Raw genomic sequence first — 13,887 nt, 5'->3', positions numbered from 1 at the left:
ATAATTCTCTCTATTCACGATTTAGAAAGAGCTCACCTTTGCCCACAAATTTACTTTTACCACCCACTTTCACCTCATTTATTTCACCATTTTCATCTTTTTTGACATCCAGAAACAGGTGACTGGGACGCCCCATTTCAAAGCCCTGCAAACTGGTGATTGGAAAAGTCAATTCTGTGTACCTGTTTAGATAGCAGGCGAGTGGGCCATTTGCAGATCCTGTTGCTGGGTCCTCTGTAATTCCTATGCCGGGCGCGAACATTCGCCCACGAACCTGTCCGCCTTCTACCTTATTGATAGAAAATACATAGAGCTCCGTTTTTCCAAAAGAATCTCTCATCTGCTCCCATTTTGCGGTGTCCACTTTGGCTCTGGAAAGTGTTTGCACAGATTTGACAGGAATAAATAAAAACTCATTCCCGCAACTTATAGCCTGGATCGGTAGGTTGTCCAGGTCAGACTCCTCTAAAGAAACCATATTGGCAATTTCGGATCGATTTTCGAATAACTGACCAAAAGTCGGCAGGGGTTGAAACATATTGATTGTCCCGACCTTATCATTTTCATAGTCAATGGTAACCTTGATTTTTCCCACTTTCTGAATCAATTCTATTTCGAGAACGCCTTCATTCTGGGACGCCAGGTAGTAGGCCGTTCCAATAGTTGGATGCCCTGCAGTAGGTAGTTCTACCTTCGGAGTGAAAATCCTCATGGAATAGCCATCCCCTAATTTGTCAGGGGGAAATAAGAATACGGTTTCAGATAAGTTGAATTCACCGGCTATTTTTTGAAAAAGATCGGGATTTATATGGGATGCGTCAGGAATGACTGCCAATTGGTTTCCACCAAAGAGTTCATCAGTAAAAACATCGAGTAAGTAGTAGGTAGGATTCATTAGAGGATGTTGGTTTAGGATAGAAATTAAAAAAGAAAAATGAAACGGACTTTTATGGGGTAAAGGTTTCATCAATCTGAAATTGTGGGTTTGTATTGAGTGCGAGAGGTGTTATAATTGCACCTTCTTGAATATGTCACTTAACCTTAAAGGGATTCAAGCTCCTGTTGCTGCGGAAATGGAGGAGTTTGAGAAGAAATTCCGCCAGTCCATGTCCAGCAAGGTAGTGCTGCTTGACAAGATCACGAGATATATCGTGAAGAGGAAAGGTAAGCAAATGCGGCCGTTGTTCGTTTTTCTATGCTCAGGTAGTGCCGGAACTATTAATGAATCTACCTTTCGTGGGGCTGCCTTAATCGAATTACTTCATACAGCTACTTTGGTTCATGATGATGTCGTCGATGATTCCCATTATCGTCGTGGATTTTTCTCTATTAATGCCCTTTGGAAGAACAAAATAGCTGTACTGGTAGGAGATTATTTGCTGTCCAGAGGTTTGCTGATGTCCCTGGAGAACAACGATTTCGATTTACTCAAGATCGTTTCCAATGCCGTAAAGGAAATGAGTGAGGGTGAATTGCTCCAAATGGAGAAGGCCCGAAAAATGGATATTACGGAGGAGGTTTACTACCAGATCATCCGACAGAAAACCGCAAGCTTGATAACAGCCTGTTGTAGGGTAGGAGCAGCTTCCAGCGGGGCGGAAGCCGAAACCGTAGAGAAGCTCACAAAATTTGGGGACTGTGTGGGTATGGCTTTTCAGATTAAGGATGACTTGTTTGATTATGGAGCTTTTGAGATAGGTAAACCTACGGGTATTGATATCAAGGAGAAAAAGATGACCCTTCCTTTGATATATGCCCTTAGCCAGGTTGAGGACAAAGAGAAAAAGAGGATAATCTCTCTTATTAAGAAAAGTGCAGATAAACCCAGAAATGTTTCGGAGGTCATTAGTTTCGTTAAAGGAAAAGGTGGTCTGGAATATGCCACCGGGGTGATGCAAAAATTCCATTCTCAAGCACGCGGGATCCTTCAGACCCTGCCGGATTCAGCGTACCGAACTTCATTGGATCAGCTCGTACAGTACACTATCGACCGAACTAAGTAACAATCAATTGGTTAATGGCTTTTAGCCCTGATAGTATTTGTTAACTTTGCGAAAAATCTTTTAGGGGCATACGTCCCAGGGTTGGTTATATCTTATTCCACTTAAGTTTTCCCAACTTTTATTTAAATAAAAAAATCAATTATGAGTACAGCCAAAGCGAACGATGTGGTGAAGGTCCACTATACTGGCACATTGGTATCAGGAGAGGTATTTGATTCATCACTACAGAGAGAGCCGTTGCAGTTTACGGTTGGGTCTGGTCAAATGATCAAGGGATTTGATGAAGCAGTGACTGGTATGGAGCTAAATGAGAAGAAGAAGGTAACTATTCCATGTGCGGAAGCATACGGAGAGAAGAACGATCAACTGATTCAAGCGGTTCCTCGTACTGACCTTCCTGCTGATATGCAGCCTGAAGTTGGGCAAACGCTTGTCGCAACTAATCCTAATGGGCAACAGACACATGTGTTGGTTGTTGATGTAGATCCGGAAAGCATTACCATTGATGCTAATCATCCTCTTGCAGGACAGGATCTTGTTTTTGAGATCGAACTAGTAGAAATAGGATAATTCCTAAACGATATTTTATCAAAGCCATCTGAGGAATCAGATGGCTTTTTTCGTTTGTAACCTATGTTACAAAATGTGTTCTTAAGTCACTCCACTTTTGTTCTCAAAAAAAACAATATGGGAATCTTAAGTAATCTTTTTGGTGGAGGTTCTGCCAACTTGCAGGAATATTTGGAAAATGGTGCGGTAATTATTGACGTGAGGACCCCGGGAGAATACCAGGGTGGCCATGTCGATGGATCTAAAAATTTCCCGCTTCAGACGCTAGGGGCAAGTCTCTCCAAAATCAAGAATATGAATAAGCCGATTGTACTCTGTTGTGCTTCAGGTATGCGGAGTGGTCAGGCTACAAGCATGCTGAAAAGTGAAGGCATTGATTGTATCAATGGAGGCAGTTGGCTGAAAGTGAATGGATTGGTCAGTTAGGTAATTAAGATCAGTGTTGATCTTTAATTGTGGGCGCAGGGAATTTTCCCTGCGCCTAATTTTTTTATTCTTCTTCATCAGGAGGTCGGATGTCACCTCTTTCAGAAAGCGCTACAGCGACAAATCTCAGGCTGGGAATTTCCTCGCATACGATAATCATCATCACTGTGATAGGCACACTAAGAATCATGCCCATCACTCCCCAGATGGCACCCCAAATGGTTAATGACAGTATTACCACCAGCGAACTCAAGTTGAGGCTGTTACCCATAATTTTTGGTTCTACAATATTTCCAACGATCACCTGGATAGTGCCTACACTGATCAGGACATAAATGAATGGAGCCAACTCTCCGAATTGAAGTATCGCAAAAAAGGCAGGGAATAAGGTCGCTATCAGCGATCCGACGGTTGGTATGTAATTCAAAACAAAGATCAGCAACGCCCAAAAAATGGGAGCATCTATTCCGAAAGCTAATAATGCGAAATAGCTGAGTATTCCTGTTAATAGGCTCACGAGAGATTTAAGTGATAGGTATCTACTGATGTTTTTATCCATTTTTTGGAACAGCTTTTTGTTCTTTTTCTGTTTGGAAACGGCTGTATAGATCTTATGCATCTTCGTTTCGAAAACACTTTCCTCCACAAGCAGAAAGATGATGTAAATGAGAATAAGAAAGGAATTTCCCAGTAGCAGGGAGGCATAATCAATCGTGCTGCTCAGAACAGCAGAGACATCCATGTTATCTACGTATTCAATGATTTGAGAGAGGATATCCATGCCCAGTATCTCGTTGAGCTCGAGCATGGATCTGTTAAAGTTGGTTTCGTAAAGTTCGATAGACTCTGTTAGGACTGCCACACTCGAAATCAGCAGTTGACCAATAACCACCAGAACAATATTGATGACAACAAAGGCGATGGTGCTTTGGACCCATAAGGGCCAGTTGTCACGGATATATGGAATCATTTGCAGGTTCTCTCTCAGCTCGTGAATGATAAACCAGATAATCAACGCAAGTATAAATGGGATCACATAATCCTGAGTGTAGTGCAGAATGATGCCGGTGGCGACCAGTGATACAAGGATGTAAGAAGTCTTTCGCAGACCCCCTAATGGAGGAGCGTCTTGAGATGGTTGGGCGGACATAAATTAAAATAAGGTTAGGTAAATAGGTTTTTGTAATGGATTTAAAGTTAATTAATGAATTGACTTATCGCATTCGATCAAACCATATCTGAGTTAAAAAAGTATGCTTTTGTGCTGATAATAATTTTCATTAGGCATTTTTGTTCCCATTAACCCATGATTTTGAATCGTCTAAATATCACCAATAAGCTGGCTGTTATTATGGTTGCCATGTCACTGGCATTGGTAGCGGTTTTATTGTCTTTGTTTTATTTCCAGTTTGATCAGGCGTTAAAGGAGCGCGTCTTATTACAACTGTCATCGGTAAAACAGCTCAAGGTGGTGAAGATTAAAGCAGCGCTCAGCAATAGAATTGAGGCGTTGGAGTCCATCGCAGAACATCCTGAACAGAAAGGGTACGCCAAAGATCTGTTTATCGAAGTGGAGCAACTATCAGAACTGCCCGGCGAGATAGGAGGTTACCCCATTGACATTAATGAAAGTGATTGGGACGGGGCCTTGAGAATTCTTGATGTAACTACTGAAGCTAAGTCGTCTGTTGTTACACTTATTTTTCTATTAAAGTCTCAGGATTTTGTGTTTGTTGGTATCTCTGAACTCCCTGAAATACATAATATTTTGATGGAAAGAACAGGGTTGGGTCAGACCGGTGAGTCCTATTTAGTGGGGGAGGATTACAAAATGAGAACCCCCTCGAGGTTTTATTCCAAAAGTCCTTATTTAATTGATGTGAAGACAGAAGGAGTCAAACGCTCCATGAGGGGAGAGCCTGGGGAAGATATTTTTCTGGACTACAGGGGTGTTGAAGTTTTCAGTGCATATGAACAAATTGAAATAAATGGCTTAAAGTGGGTTATTCTGAGCGAGATGGATCATAGCGAGGGTTTATTTCCCTTAAAGGAATTGGAGAAGGATCTCATTTATACCTTACTGGCTGTCCTTTTGGTGATTTTCATAGTATCATATGTCCTCTCTCGCATGATTGTTCAACCGATTATGTTTATGGAGCGGAAGCTAACTACAATGTCTAAGGGTATTCTAGATGGAGTTAAAACGAATGTGGATCGTGGGGATGAAATCGGACAAATGTTTGATGCCCTTAACAAGTTGGTGGAGGCCATGACTGAGACCATCAAGTTTGCAGGAGAAATAGGTATGGGAAATTTTGATGCAAAGTACGTGCCATTGAGTAAAGAGGATAAGTTAGGAGAGGCATTGATCCAGATGAAGGAAAAATTGAAGGAATATCAACTGAAAGAAGCAGAGTTGATTAAGCGAAATCAGCAGTCTATCCTCAATGGAGAAGAAAAGGAACGAGCCAGGTTATCACGGGAAATGCACGATGGGCTAGGGCCACTTTTGACTACTTTGAGGCTTGATTTACAGTCCGCCAATCTGAATGAAAAAACAAAATCTGTGCTTCTCACCCGGACTGATGATACCATAGCTGAAGTGCGAAGAATGTCTAATAACCTCATGCCAAGTGTACTGACCGATTTCGGTGCCGGAGAGGCTATCAGAAACCTCATTAAAAGTGTTCAAAAGAGCTCCGGAGTTGAAATTTTGTACAAAAACGACATGAAAAGTGAGGTGACCCTGCCTGATGAAATTAACGTAGGTTTGTATAGAATTGCTCAAGAATCTATTAATAATGCTATTAAGCATGCTGGAGCGAAACAAATAAAGGTATCTATTACGGAATTTGAAGATCATATTGGCTACTTCATTTCCGATGATGGCAAAGGCTTTGATGTGGCACAGCCCTGGGAAGGAAATGGAATTCGAAACATGCAGGAGCGAGTGAAACTTTTAAACGGGGTAATAGAAATATTAAGTGATAAGTCCGGAACGACGATAGAGGTTGAAATTCCAATAGCATGAGTAAGATCAAGATTTTAGTGGTGGATGACCATCAGCTTTTTCGAGAGGGGATCATTTCATTATTGTCCAAAAATGAAGATCTGGAGATTGTGGGAGAATGTGATTCAGTCAATGGTTTTTACGATTTGTTAAAAGAAACCGAGCCTCATGTAGTACTCATGGATATTAGTATGCCTGAGGTTAACGGTTTGGAGATCATCAAGGAGGCCAGGTCTAAATTTGAGAATACTAAATTCATCATCCTTACGATGCATGCAGAGGGACAGTATGTGGTGAAGGCTGTAAAAAATGGAGCTTTTGGATACCTGATTAAGAATTCAGATGAGGACGAGCTTATTACGGCTATTAAGCAAGTGAGTGCCGGTAAGAAATATTTCAATAGTGAGATTTCTCAGTTGATGATAGGAAATATGGCTCTGGATGAAGAAAGCCATAAAAAGTTGTCTGATAGGGAAATGGAGGTACTGGACCTGGTTTCTCAAGGAAGGACGACCAAGGAAATTGCGGATCAGCTTTTTGTGAGTGCACGTACTGTGGAGACTCACCGAGTGAATATGATGAAAAAACTTAATGTTCAGAATACTGCTGAACTCATCAAGAAGGCCGCTCATCTAGGCCTGATATAGGTCTATATCGGTATTAACACGGATAAGGAAATAAGGGTTTTTTGCGAAACTACGGGATGATTACCCATTCTAAATTGTGGCTTTATTGATCAGTCACATTTGGTATGAACGTATTTGATGTTATCGCTATTCTCATTTTCTTTTCAGGGGTTTTCATTTTTATCAATGCGTTCTTTTTGAAGCTGCCGTCAGCTGTGGGTTTGATGGTGATGGCCTTGGTGCTGTCACTGGCCGTTCTGATGATAGGTAGCCTTTTTCCTAATCTTAATCTGGCCAGATACATTCGACAATTTGACTATGTTGAAATTCTGGATCAGTTTGTACTCAATGTGATACTTTTTTCAAGAGCCCTCAATCTCAATTTTCAATCGCTAGGTAAGCAAAAGGTTCCGGTATTGGTGTTGGGGTTCTTTGGAGTGGTGGTATCAAGCCTGGTGATTGCTACCAGTATGTGGTTTGTTTTTCAGGCTATGTCCTTAAAGGTGAGTTATATGGTGTGTTTGATATTTGGCACACTCATTTCCGCTATGGACCCCACAGCCATTACCAGCATGATCAAAAGATTTGATTTATCTCAAAAGTTAGAAAACAAGGTGCTTGGAGAAGCCATCGTTGGGAGTAGTCTAGCTGTAGTACTGGCTCTTATTTTCGTGGATATTTACACACAGAGGCTACAATATGATTTAACTATGGATATGGCGTTATCGGTTTTGGCTAGAGAACTGATTGGTGGATTGATCCTGGGAGCTGTTTTTGGCTGGGTAGGATACAAAGTGTTGCAATTCATAGATAATGAGCATGTTCAGATCGAAGTCTTGATAACGCTGGCACTAGTGATGTCAAGTGCGTGGATTGCGGATTACATAATGGTTTCTTCAAAAATGATGGCCATTACAACAGGCCTCATGATCGGAAACCTTGGCCATCATCCGGATACTGAGCACGCAGCTGGGACCTATGTATTTAAGTTTTGGAAACTAATGGAAGACACGCTCGGAGCTATGTTGTTTGTTCTTATCGGTTTCGAAATGCTGGTCATTCCACTGAGGCTGGACTATTTCGCTGCAGGTTTTTTCGCCGTTAACATTGTACTTTTTGCCAGATGGGTTAGCGTATTCATACCCGTGAGGTTGATGTCTTTTTCACATGATTTTGATAATAGTACTATTTCGGTGCTATCATGGGGAGCCTTGCGGGGAGGACTTCCTGTAGCAGTTTCACTGTCTATGCACGGGTTTGAAGGGCACGAACTTATCGTAACCATGACTTATGTAGTGGTCGTTTGCTCTGTGCTTTATCAGGGATTGACGCTACCCATGGCTATGAAAAACTATCGAATCAAGCATACTCCTGAGATACATCCGTAAAAATACGGAGGGCTGAAATCCGTATTTATCCCCAGAAAAAATTACAATTTTTCACCTAGGAACGCGAGGGTTTACATGCCGTAAAATTGTAGTACAGAAACAAATAGATAACATCATGAAACGCATAGCACTTACATCATTCGCATTATTGTTAGTTGTATCATTTTCTTTCGCTCAAGGCCGTACCTCGTTGAAGGGCCCTGCAGCAAAGAATTATAAACCATGGTTAGATAAAGAAAAATCTACCACTGTGGTTGTCGTAAAAGAGAGACAAGAGATTAAAGGACCAGAAGCCAAAAATCTCAAAGTTTGGTCTGAAGAAAGTCAAAATACGCCTACGTTGGTTGTCAACATGGACTCTAACCCGGTGAAACTGAAAGGCCCTGAGGCCAAAAACAGGAAAATATGGGAAGATGATGATCAGGTGAGCCCAATGAGATTGGCGAATACTGATAATTAAGATACTCCAAAATGCATAAGCACTGAAGTTGGTTTATGTTCATGGTCCCGGCGACGGTCGGGACCATTTTTTTGCTATGTAGATTTGATAGTATCTACGTGAATGAAAAAGCCCGACCAGTTGGCCGGGCTTTGATATGAATATATAATTCGATCTTAATCTTAAGCAATAACTGCTGCCTGCTTGTAGTGACTTCTTATTTCCCAGATACTATTGATGTCGCTGATCAACTTTGTTAGTACTTCAGGAGTGATAGACTGTTTCGGGTCATCACCAATTCCTTTTGATGGTTGACAGTGGGTTTCAATGATTACGCCATCTGCGCCGTAAGCCATAGCTGCCATAGCTGCAGAAGGAACGTATTTAGCTCTACCAACAGAGTGAGATGGGTCAACAATAACCGGTGCCCATGTTTTTTCCTTTAGAAGTGGCGTGATGCATTCGTCTGGATGATTTCTGTATCCGTCCATGGTCGGTGAAGTTCCTCTTGGACATAACAACACGTCAGGGTTACCTGCAGCCGCAATATATTCTGATGCCGCGATGAATTCATTTACCGGTCCCATGCCAATGGAACGCTTCAGAAGAACTGCGATTTTTTTATCGGCAGTCATTTCTCCGATTTGCTTTAGCAGGGAGTAGTTCAGTGCATTTCTTGCACCAACCTGAAGAACGTCAACTCCGGCTTCTACCGCAAGTTTTAGTTGATGCTCGTCCATCACTTCTGTATCCACAGGAAGACCAGTAGCAGCTTTGGCATCTAATAATATCTGCATAGAGCTATCGTCACCCTGGAAGGAGTAAGGCATTGTTCTTGGCTTCCAGACACCACCACGAATGGCTTTTGCTCCTGCTTCTTTTACAGCGTGAGCAGTCTCTAAAAACAAATTAGGGTTTTTAGGGTCTATCGTGCATTGACCGGCAATAATAAATGGGCTTTCGCCTACGATGTTGCCACCGATAGAGATTTTATGATGCGCCAACTCAGACTTTACGTCCATCAGCTTAAATGGCGAATCAATAGCATCAAACCGATCTACATAATCCAGACCGAGAATCCTGTTGATCATGATGGTCTCACGTTCCTCACCAAGAACCGCATAAATGCTCCTGTGATGACCTTCTATCGGCTGGATTCTACAGTTGTACTCTTCTACAATTTTGGTAACTTCTTTGAGTTGTTCTGAAGTTAACTTTGCTTCCTTCGGAATGATCATAGCCCTCTAGTTTTTAAATAGTTGGCAAAGTTAGCCTATTGCGGAGGGTAACCAAAATAGAATTTCAAAAAAAAGGAGGCTCATTTTAGGTTTGGATAATAAATAATTGCTGAAGCTAAACTTTCCGTTAAATAATTCTGTTCGCCATATTTGCAACTTCAAAAAATCACAAGAAATGAAAATCAAGCTGGGCTTTAAAGACGACAAGGAGTATTACTGCGAAAATGAAAGTGGTAACAGATTGGAAATTGATATGCTAGCAGCAGAAGATAAGAAAGCGATGTCTCCAATGCAACTGCTTTTGTCTGGTGTGATTGCCTGTGCTGCGGTGGATATTGTGCAAATGGTAAAGAAGAGAAGGAAGACCCTTGTTGACTTTTATGGAGAGGTAGAGGGAACCAGGAGAGAGGATATTCCAAAGAAATTCATCGATATCAATATCAAATACACTTTTGTTTCTCCCGATTTAACAGAGCAGGAAGCGGAGCGCCTGGTAAATCTTGGAGTTACAAAATACTGTTCTGTTTCTGCGTCTTTGAATCCTGATATCAACCTTACCCATACTTTCGAAATCGTTCGAGAGAAGTAATCGGAATTATTTTGAAGAAATAAAAAAGCCTCCCACTTGGGAGGCTTCAGACTTGATTAAAATACTTTATTTCAATTGGCTTACGCCAGTTTCACGTTAATCGCATTTAATCCTTTTTTACCTTCTTTCAAGTCGAAGGTTACTTCATCGTTTTGACCAACCTGGTCGATTAGGCCAGAAATGTGGACGAAATATTCTTTTTCCGATCCATCCTCCTTGATAAATCCGTAACCCTTTGAATCGTTAAAGAATTTCACTTTTCCTGTGTTCATTGTAATAGTAATAAAATTGATAAAAAGTAAATGTATGTAAATATTACGTGTATTCCATTTACTGGTTGATTAGCGGTGAAAAAATTTTTTGGAACGGTGTTTGGTAAGTGTAGGTCAAAGCAAACAAATAAAAGTCATGAAAACGATCCAAATTATACCGATACTACTGATAGTCAGTTTATTAACCTCTTGTACAGAAACAGTTATAGGCCCTCAGGGCCCACAAGGCATACCTGGTCCGGAAGGACCGATAGGTGCACCGGGTGAGAGTGGTTTTGTCTTTGAATATGAAAATATCAACTTCACCTCAGGTAATGGATATGAAGTAATCCTGCCTTATTATGATGGATTTGAAGGGTACGATTCAGATGTGGCGCTGGTTTATTTGTTATGGGGAGTTGATAATGAAGGAGTGGAAATCTGGAGAAAACTAGATCAACAAATTTTATTCGAAGGTGGGGATGTACTGCTTTATAAATATGATTTCACGAAGTTCGACGTAAGGTTATTCCTGGATGCGACCTTCCCTTTAAGTGAACTTAGCGCTATAGATACCGACGAATGGGTGGCTAGAATTGTGGTGGTTCCAGGAGACTTTTGGCAAGCAGCCAGAGTGGATGCCAGCGACTACTATGCCATCGAGGAAGCTCTTGGTTTGCCTGAGTTGAGAACAACTCACGATAATCAAATGGATAGGAAATAATTATAACTCACAAACCAGGTTGGCCTCGGTAATAACCTTTTGGAGCTTACTATTGGGCAATCTTAATTGATCGAGCAGGTCGAAGTGGTCGCAAAGCATTTTTGTAGCCACTATGCCCTGCTCGATCAGTGTTTGTTTATCCTTTTTAGTCAATGTTTGTAAGCTTGTGATCGGATAAAGCATATGCTTATTGACCAGCTGCTTTAAACTTCCTTTTTCCGGAAAATCCCAACTCATAAGCATAAGTCCTGTGCAGGTGCCGTAGGCGATAGCATCTTCTGTAAATCTCGTATTGGTAGCAATGGCCCCTTTAGGCCTTTTCCCGGAGAATTGATTGGTTTGTTGCCATTGATCCCTCAAATCCACAAATCGACTTTGTATATAAAGCGGGATTTTGACATCAGATTTGTATCCTGCCTTATTATGGAATTTGCATTCGATCATCATGACTTCAAACTCATTTTCAGCAAGAACGTCCACCTCATGTGAAACACATTTTCCCTCCATGATCTGACTGGTTTTAGTTTCATAGCCCTCTGCTTTCATTAGTTCTGAAACGAAAAGCTCGAATGGGTATCCGGTCGGTCCCAGTTCAATCAAAGATTGTTTGAGGCGATACTGCGAGGCTTTAGCAAATTCCTTTTTCCTAAGGAGCTTATGAGCGATTTGGTAAATTTCTTTCGTGCTGATCCCGTCATAGAGTTCTTTTGTAACTCCATCCCTAACATAATCAATAGCATTACGTTTAACTCCTGAGTTTTCAAGGCTCTGAACGAGTTTGTCCTCCGAGAAGACGTCCAAATCTCCGGAGTACTTACGGATCTTATATTTAGGGTTCAAATTGGGTTATTCTAATAGGCTATTCCAATCCAATATTAGGTTCAGAAACAGGAATAAACTTCGAATCTTACATTCAATGCAATGAAAGATAATCAGAAAAGTGGCCAGGAAGTCTTTTTAGAATGCAGAATTACTTCAGGCAGAGGCAACGCCGCGGAAGGTCCGGAGTACCAACCATACGATTATCACCACCCAAACTGCAAGAAGCCAAAATCGATAATCAGAAAAATAACTAAAGGGACTAGACTCTGCTTCCACCACAACTTCAGGCTGTTTTTTAAGAACCACCTGATTCAATTTTTCATTTGTGAGCAAAAGAGAATCAGTTTCATATCCTACGAAACTAAAGATGAGCTGAGATGAGCTGTCATTGAGCATTACCAGAAAGCTTCCATCGATATTCGTTGTTGTTCCGTTTCTCGAACCTGCTTCCATTACTTTAGCTCCAATTACAGGCTCATTGTCTTCATTAACAACATATCCTTTTATGGTTTGACCGAATGATAACAGGCTCAGGGAAAATGCGATGACAAATAAGAAAGACTTCATAAATCGGATATCAAAGGTTAAGTAGGCTTATGAAATGGAAAGTTAAAGAAATCCGTTGTTAATGTAGAAAATTGCTAATCAAAAGCATCGTGTGTTTTTCATTTTGAGTTGATGATCCTCGTGCTATATTTGCAATCCTTTTTTAGCACTCGTAGTTCAACTGGATAGAATACCAGATTTCGGCTCTGGGGGTTGAGGGTTCGAATCCTTCCGAGTGCACATTGTTTCGGCTCTGGGGGTTGATGGGCGGTTCGCCGCTGCGATCGAATCCATCCGAGTGCGCTATTAAAGCCTGTTCTTTGAGAAATGAACAGGCTTTTTGTTTTTGTAATGGTTGCCATTATTGATCTCAATCTTTTTTGATTCGAATCATTTGGTTGAAAAGGTGTTCCCTGGAATGATTACAAGCGGATGATCTCGCCTGATTAGGGGGATTTTCACTAGTGCGGGATGGCATGCTGAATTCAATAAATATCGGCTCACATTCTGGAACCATTAAAAGCGATAACTTGTGAAATAACCTTATATGTCGTTATTTAGAATAAAAAAACGATTATGAGGTATATAATCGCTGCAATGGTTTCCTTTTGGTTTCTTTCTTGTATTCAGGCTCAAACTGTAAAGATCCATATGATGGAAGAGGACTCGAGCTACTTCATAAATGATGTAATCAATGCTGCTGGAGACAATGTCCTTTATTGTAAAGGAGGAAATCTGTCTTTCAGTAGGATAAAGGCGGTCATGTTCTATGAAGAACCGATAGATCAGGTGGTTGAGAAGTTGAATACTGCTGACATAAAAGTTGTTGACAGGTACTCAGATACGATGTACGCATCTGATCTAATGAAGTTACGGCCACCGTCAAATCTCGATGATCCTCAAGTGAGTAAGAATTTTAACCCTGAAGGTAGTATCAATCAAGTTTCTGGAGGTAAAGCGCTTCAGTTTTTAGGTATGGGTCTGGTAGTTGGTGCCTTGTTAATTGTGAATGCTGATCTTCCTGACAATTTTACGCAGGATGACCTTGACCGAAGGCAAGGTATAATAAATGGGTTTAGTATTGTTGGTGGACTGAGTTTTGGTGTGGGAAGTATTATAGAGTTCAATGGAATTAAGGAATTTTTCGACAGAAAGTAAAAAGCACGTCAAGTATGGCCTAAGCATAGCTGCGGCCCACCAGATTTAATCCAGACAGACCTTCACAGCCCTCATATATTAGAAAATTCAATACCTT

Annotated in this window: 16 protein-coding genes and 1 tRNA gene; 11 read left to right on the top strand and 6 right to left on the bottom strand. The window is 41.1% G+C overall.

Annotated elements, in window-relative coordinates:
• Positions 1-10: 10 nt before the first annotated feature.
• Positions 11-895 (bottom strand): PhzF family phenazine biosynthesis protein, encoded by an 885-nt coding sequence (locus NXR94_RS08125; RefSeq protein ID WP_258104119.1) that lies wholly within the window; start codon positions 893-895, stop codon positions 11-13.
• 133 nt (positions 896-1,028) lie between these two features.
• Here NXR94_RS08125 and NXR94_RS08120 point away from each other — a divergent pair, with 133 nt between their 5' ends.
• The 3 genes from NXR94_RS08120 (at position 1,029) to NXR94_RS08110 (ending at position 2,999) form a co-directional block, all read left to right on the top strand.
• Positions 1,029-2,003 (top strand): polyprenyl synthetase family protein, encoded by a 975-nt coding sequence (locus NXR94_RS08120; RefSeq protein WP_258104118.1) that lies wholly within the window; start codon positions 1,029-1,031, stop codon positions 2,001-2,003.
• Positions 2,004-2,144: 141 nt separating this feature from the next.
• Entirely contained in the window at positions 2,145-2,573 is a 429-nt protein-coding gene (locus NXR94_RS08115) for a peptidylprolyl isomerase (protein ID WP_258104117.1), read from the top strand.
• A gap of 117 nt (positions 2,574-2,690) precedes the next feature.
• Positions 2,691-2,999, top strand: coding sequence for a rhodanese-like domain-containing protein (locus tag NXR94_RS08110; RefSeq protein WP_258104116.1), 309 nt, complete (start codon positions 2,691-2,693; stop codon positions 2,997-2,999).
• 64 nt (positions 3,000-3,063) lie between these two features.
• Here the strand turns inward: NXR94_RS08110 and NXR94_RS08105 are convergent, their stop codons facing one another.
• Positions 3,064-4,149: an AI-2E family transporter gene (locus NXR94_RS08105; protein WP_258104115.1), complete on the bottom strand. Its 1,086-nt coding sequence runs from the start codon at positions 4,147-4,149 to the stop codon at positions 3,064-3,066.
• 156 nt (positions 4,150-4,305) lie between these two features.
• Here NXR94_RS08105 and NXR94_RS08100 point away from each other — a divergent pair, with 156 nt between their 5' ends.
• From NXR94_RS08100 to NXR94_RS08085, 4 genes are all read left to right on the top strand, one after another.
• On the top strand, positions 4,306-6,030 hold the full coding sequence (locus tag NXR94_RS08100; protein ID WP_258104114.1) for a sensor histidine kinase: 1,725 nt from the start codon (positions 4,306-4,308) through the stop codon (positions 6,028-6,030).
• A complete protein-coding gene (locus NXR94_RS08095; RefSeq protein WP_258104113.1) occupies positions 6,027-6,656 on the top strand; it encodes a response regulator transcription factor in 630 nt (209 codons plus the stop codon). Before NXR94_RS08100 ends, NXR94_RS08095 begins: the two co-directional genes overlap by 4 nt.
• 104 nt (positions 6,657-6,760) lie before the next feature.
• Positions 6,761-8,023 (top strand): sodium:proton antiporter, encoded by a 1,263-nt coding sequence (locus NXR94_RS08090; RefSeq protein ID WP_258104112.1) that lies wholly within the window; start codon positions 6,761-6,763, stop codon positions 8,021-8,023.
• Positions 8,024-8,138: 115 nt separating this feature from the next.
• Positions 8,139-8,483, top strand: coding sequence for a hypothetical protein (locus NXR94_RS08085; RefSeq protein WP_258104111.1), 345 nt, complete (start codon positions 8,139-8,141; stop codon positions 8,481-8,483).
• Between the two features lie 161 nt (positions 8,484-8,644).
• Here the strand turns inward: NXR94_RS08085 and NXR94_RS08080 are convergent, their stop codons facing one another.
• A complete protein-coding gene (locus tag NXR94_RS08080; protein WP_258104110.1) occupies positions 8,645-9,700 on the bottom strand; it encodes a hypothetical protein in 1,056 nt (351 codons plus the stop codon).
• A 175-nt stretch (positions 9,701-9,875) separates the two neighbouring features.
• On the opposite strand from NXR94_RS08080, the gene NXR94_RS08075 reads away from it, so the two are divergent.
• Entirely contained in the window at positions 9,876-10,289 is a 414-nt protein-coding gene (locus tag NXR94_RS08075) for an OsmC family protein (protein WP_258104109.1), read from the top strand.
• An 80-nt stretch (positions 10,290-10,369) separates the two neighbouring features.
• Here the strand turns inward: NXR94_RS08075 and NXR94_RS08070 are convergent, their stop codons facing one another.
• Complete coding sequence (locus tag NXR94_RS08070) at positions 10,370-10,561, bottom strand: cold-shock protein (RefSeq protein ID WP_258104108.1); 192 nt, start codon at positions 10,559-10,561, stop codon at positions 10,370-10,372.
• Positions 10,562-10,697: 136 nt separating this feature from the next.
• Here NXR94_RS08070 and NXR94_RS08065 point away from each other — a divergent pair, with 136 nt between their 5' ends.
• Positions 10,698-11,264, top strand: a complete 567-nt coding sequence (locus NXR94_RS08065) for a collagen-like protein (protein ID WP_258104107.1) — start codon at positions 10,698-10,700, stop codon at positions 11,262-11,264.
• On the opposite strand, the gene NXR94_RS08060 is transcribed toward NXR94_RS08065, so the two are convergent.
• Together NXR94_RS08060 and NXR94_RS08055 are read right to left on the bottom strand one after the other, a co-directional pair.
• Positions 11,265-12,104 carry an ATPase gene (locus NXR94_RS08060; protein ID WP_258104106.1) on the bottom strand — a complete coding sequence of 280 codons (840 nt, stop codon included), beginning with the start codon at positions 12,102-12,104 and terminating at the stop codon, positions 11,265-11,267.
• A 135-nt stretch (positions 12,105-12,239) separates the two neighbouring features.
• On the bottom strand, positions 12,240-12,653 hold the full coding sequence (locus NXR94_RS08055) for a carboxypeptidase-like regulatory domain-containing protein (RefSeq protein ID WP_258104105.1): 414 nt from the start codon (positions 12,651-12,653) through the stop codon (positions 12,240-12,242).
• A gap of 145 nt (positions 12,654-12,798) precedes the next feature.
• On the opposite strand from NXR94_RS08055, the gene NXR94_RS08050 reads away from it, so the two are divergent.
• Both NXR94_RS08050 and NXR94_RS08045 read left to right on the top strand, forming a co-directional pair.
• Positions 12,799-12,872: transfer RNA gene (locus tag NXR94_RS08050), tRNA-Arg, on the top strand.
• Positions 12,873-13,208: 336 nt separating this feature from the next.
• A complete protein-coding gene (locus NXR94_RS08045) occupies positions 13,209-13,790 on the top strand; it encodes a hypothetical protein (RefSeq protein WP_258104104.1) in 582 nt (193 codons plus the stop codon).
• The last annotated feature ends 97 nt before the right edge of the window (positions 13,791-13,887 follow it).

The sequence above is a fragment of the Marinoscillum sp. MHG1-6 genome, assembly GCF_024714475.1.
Taxonomy (GTDB): domain Bacteria; phylum Bacteroidota; class Bacteroidia; order Cytophagales; family Cyclobacteriaceae; genus JAMZMI01.
This window is presented reverse-complemented; position numbering and strand designations above follow the sequence as displayed.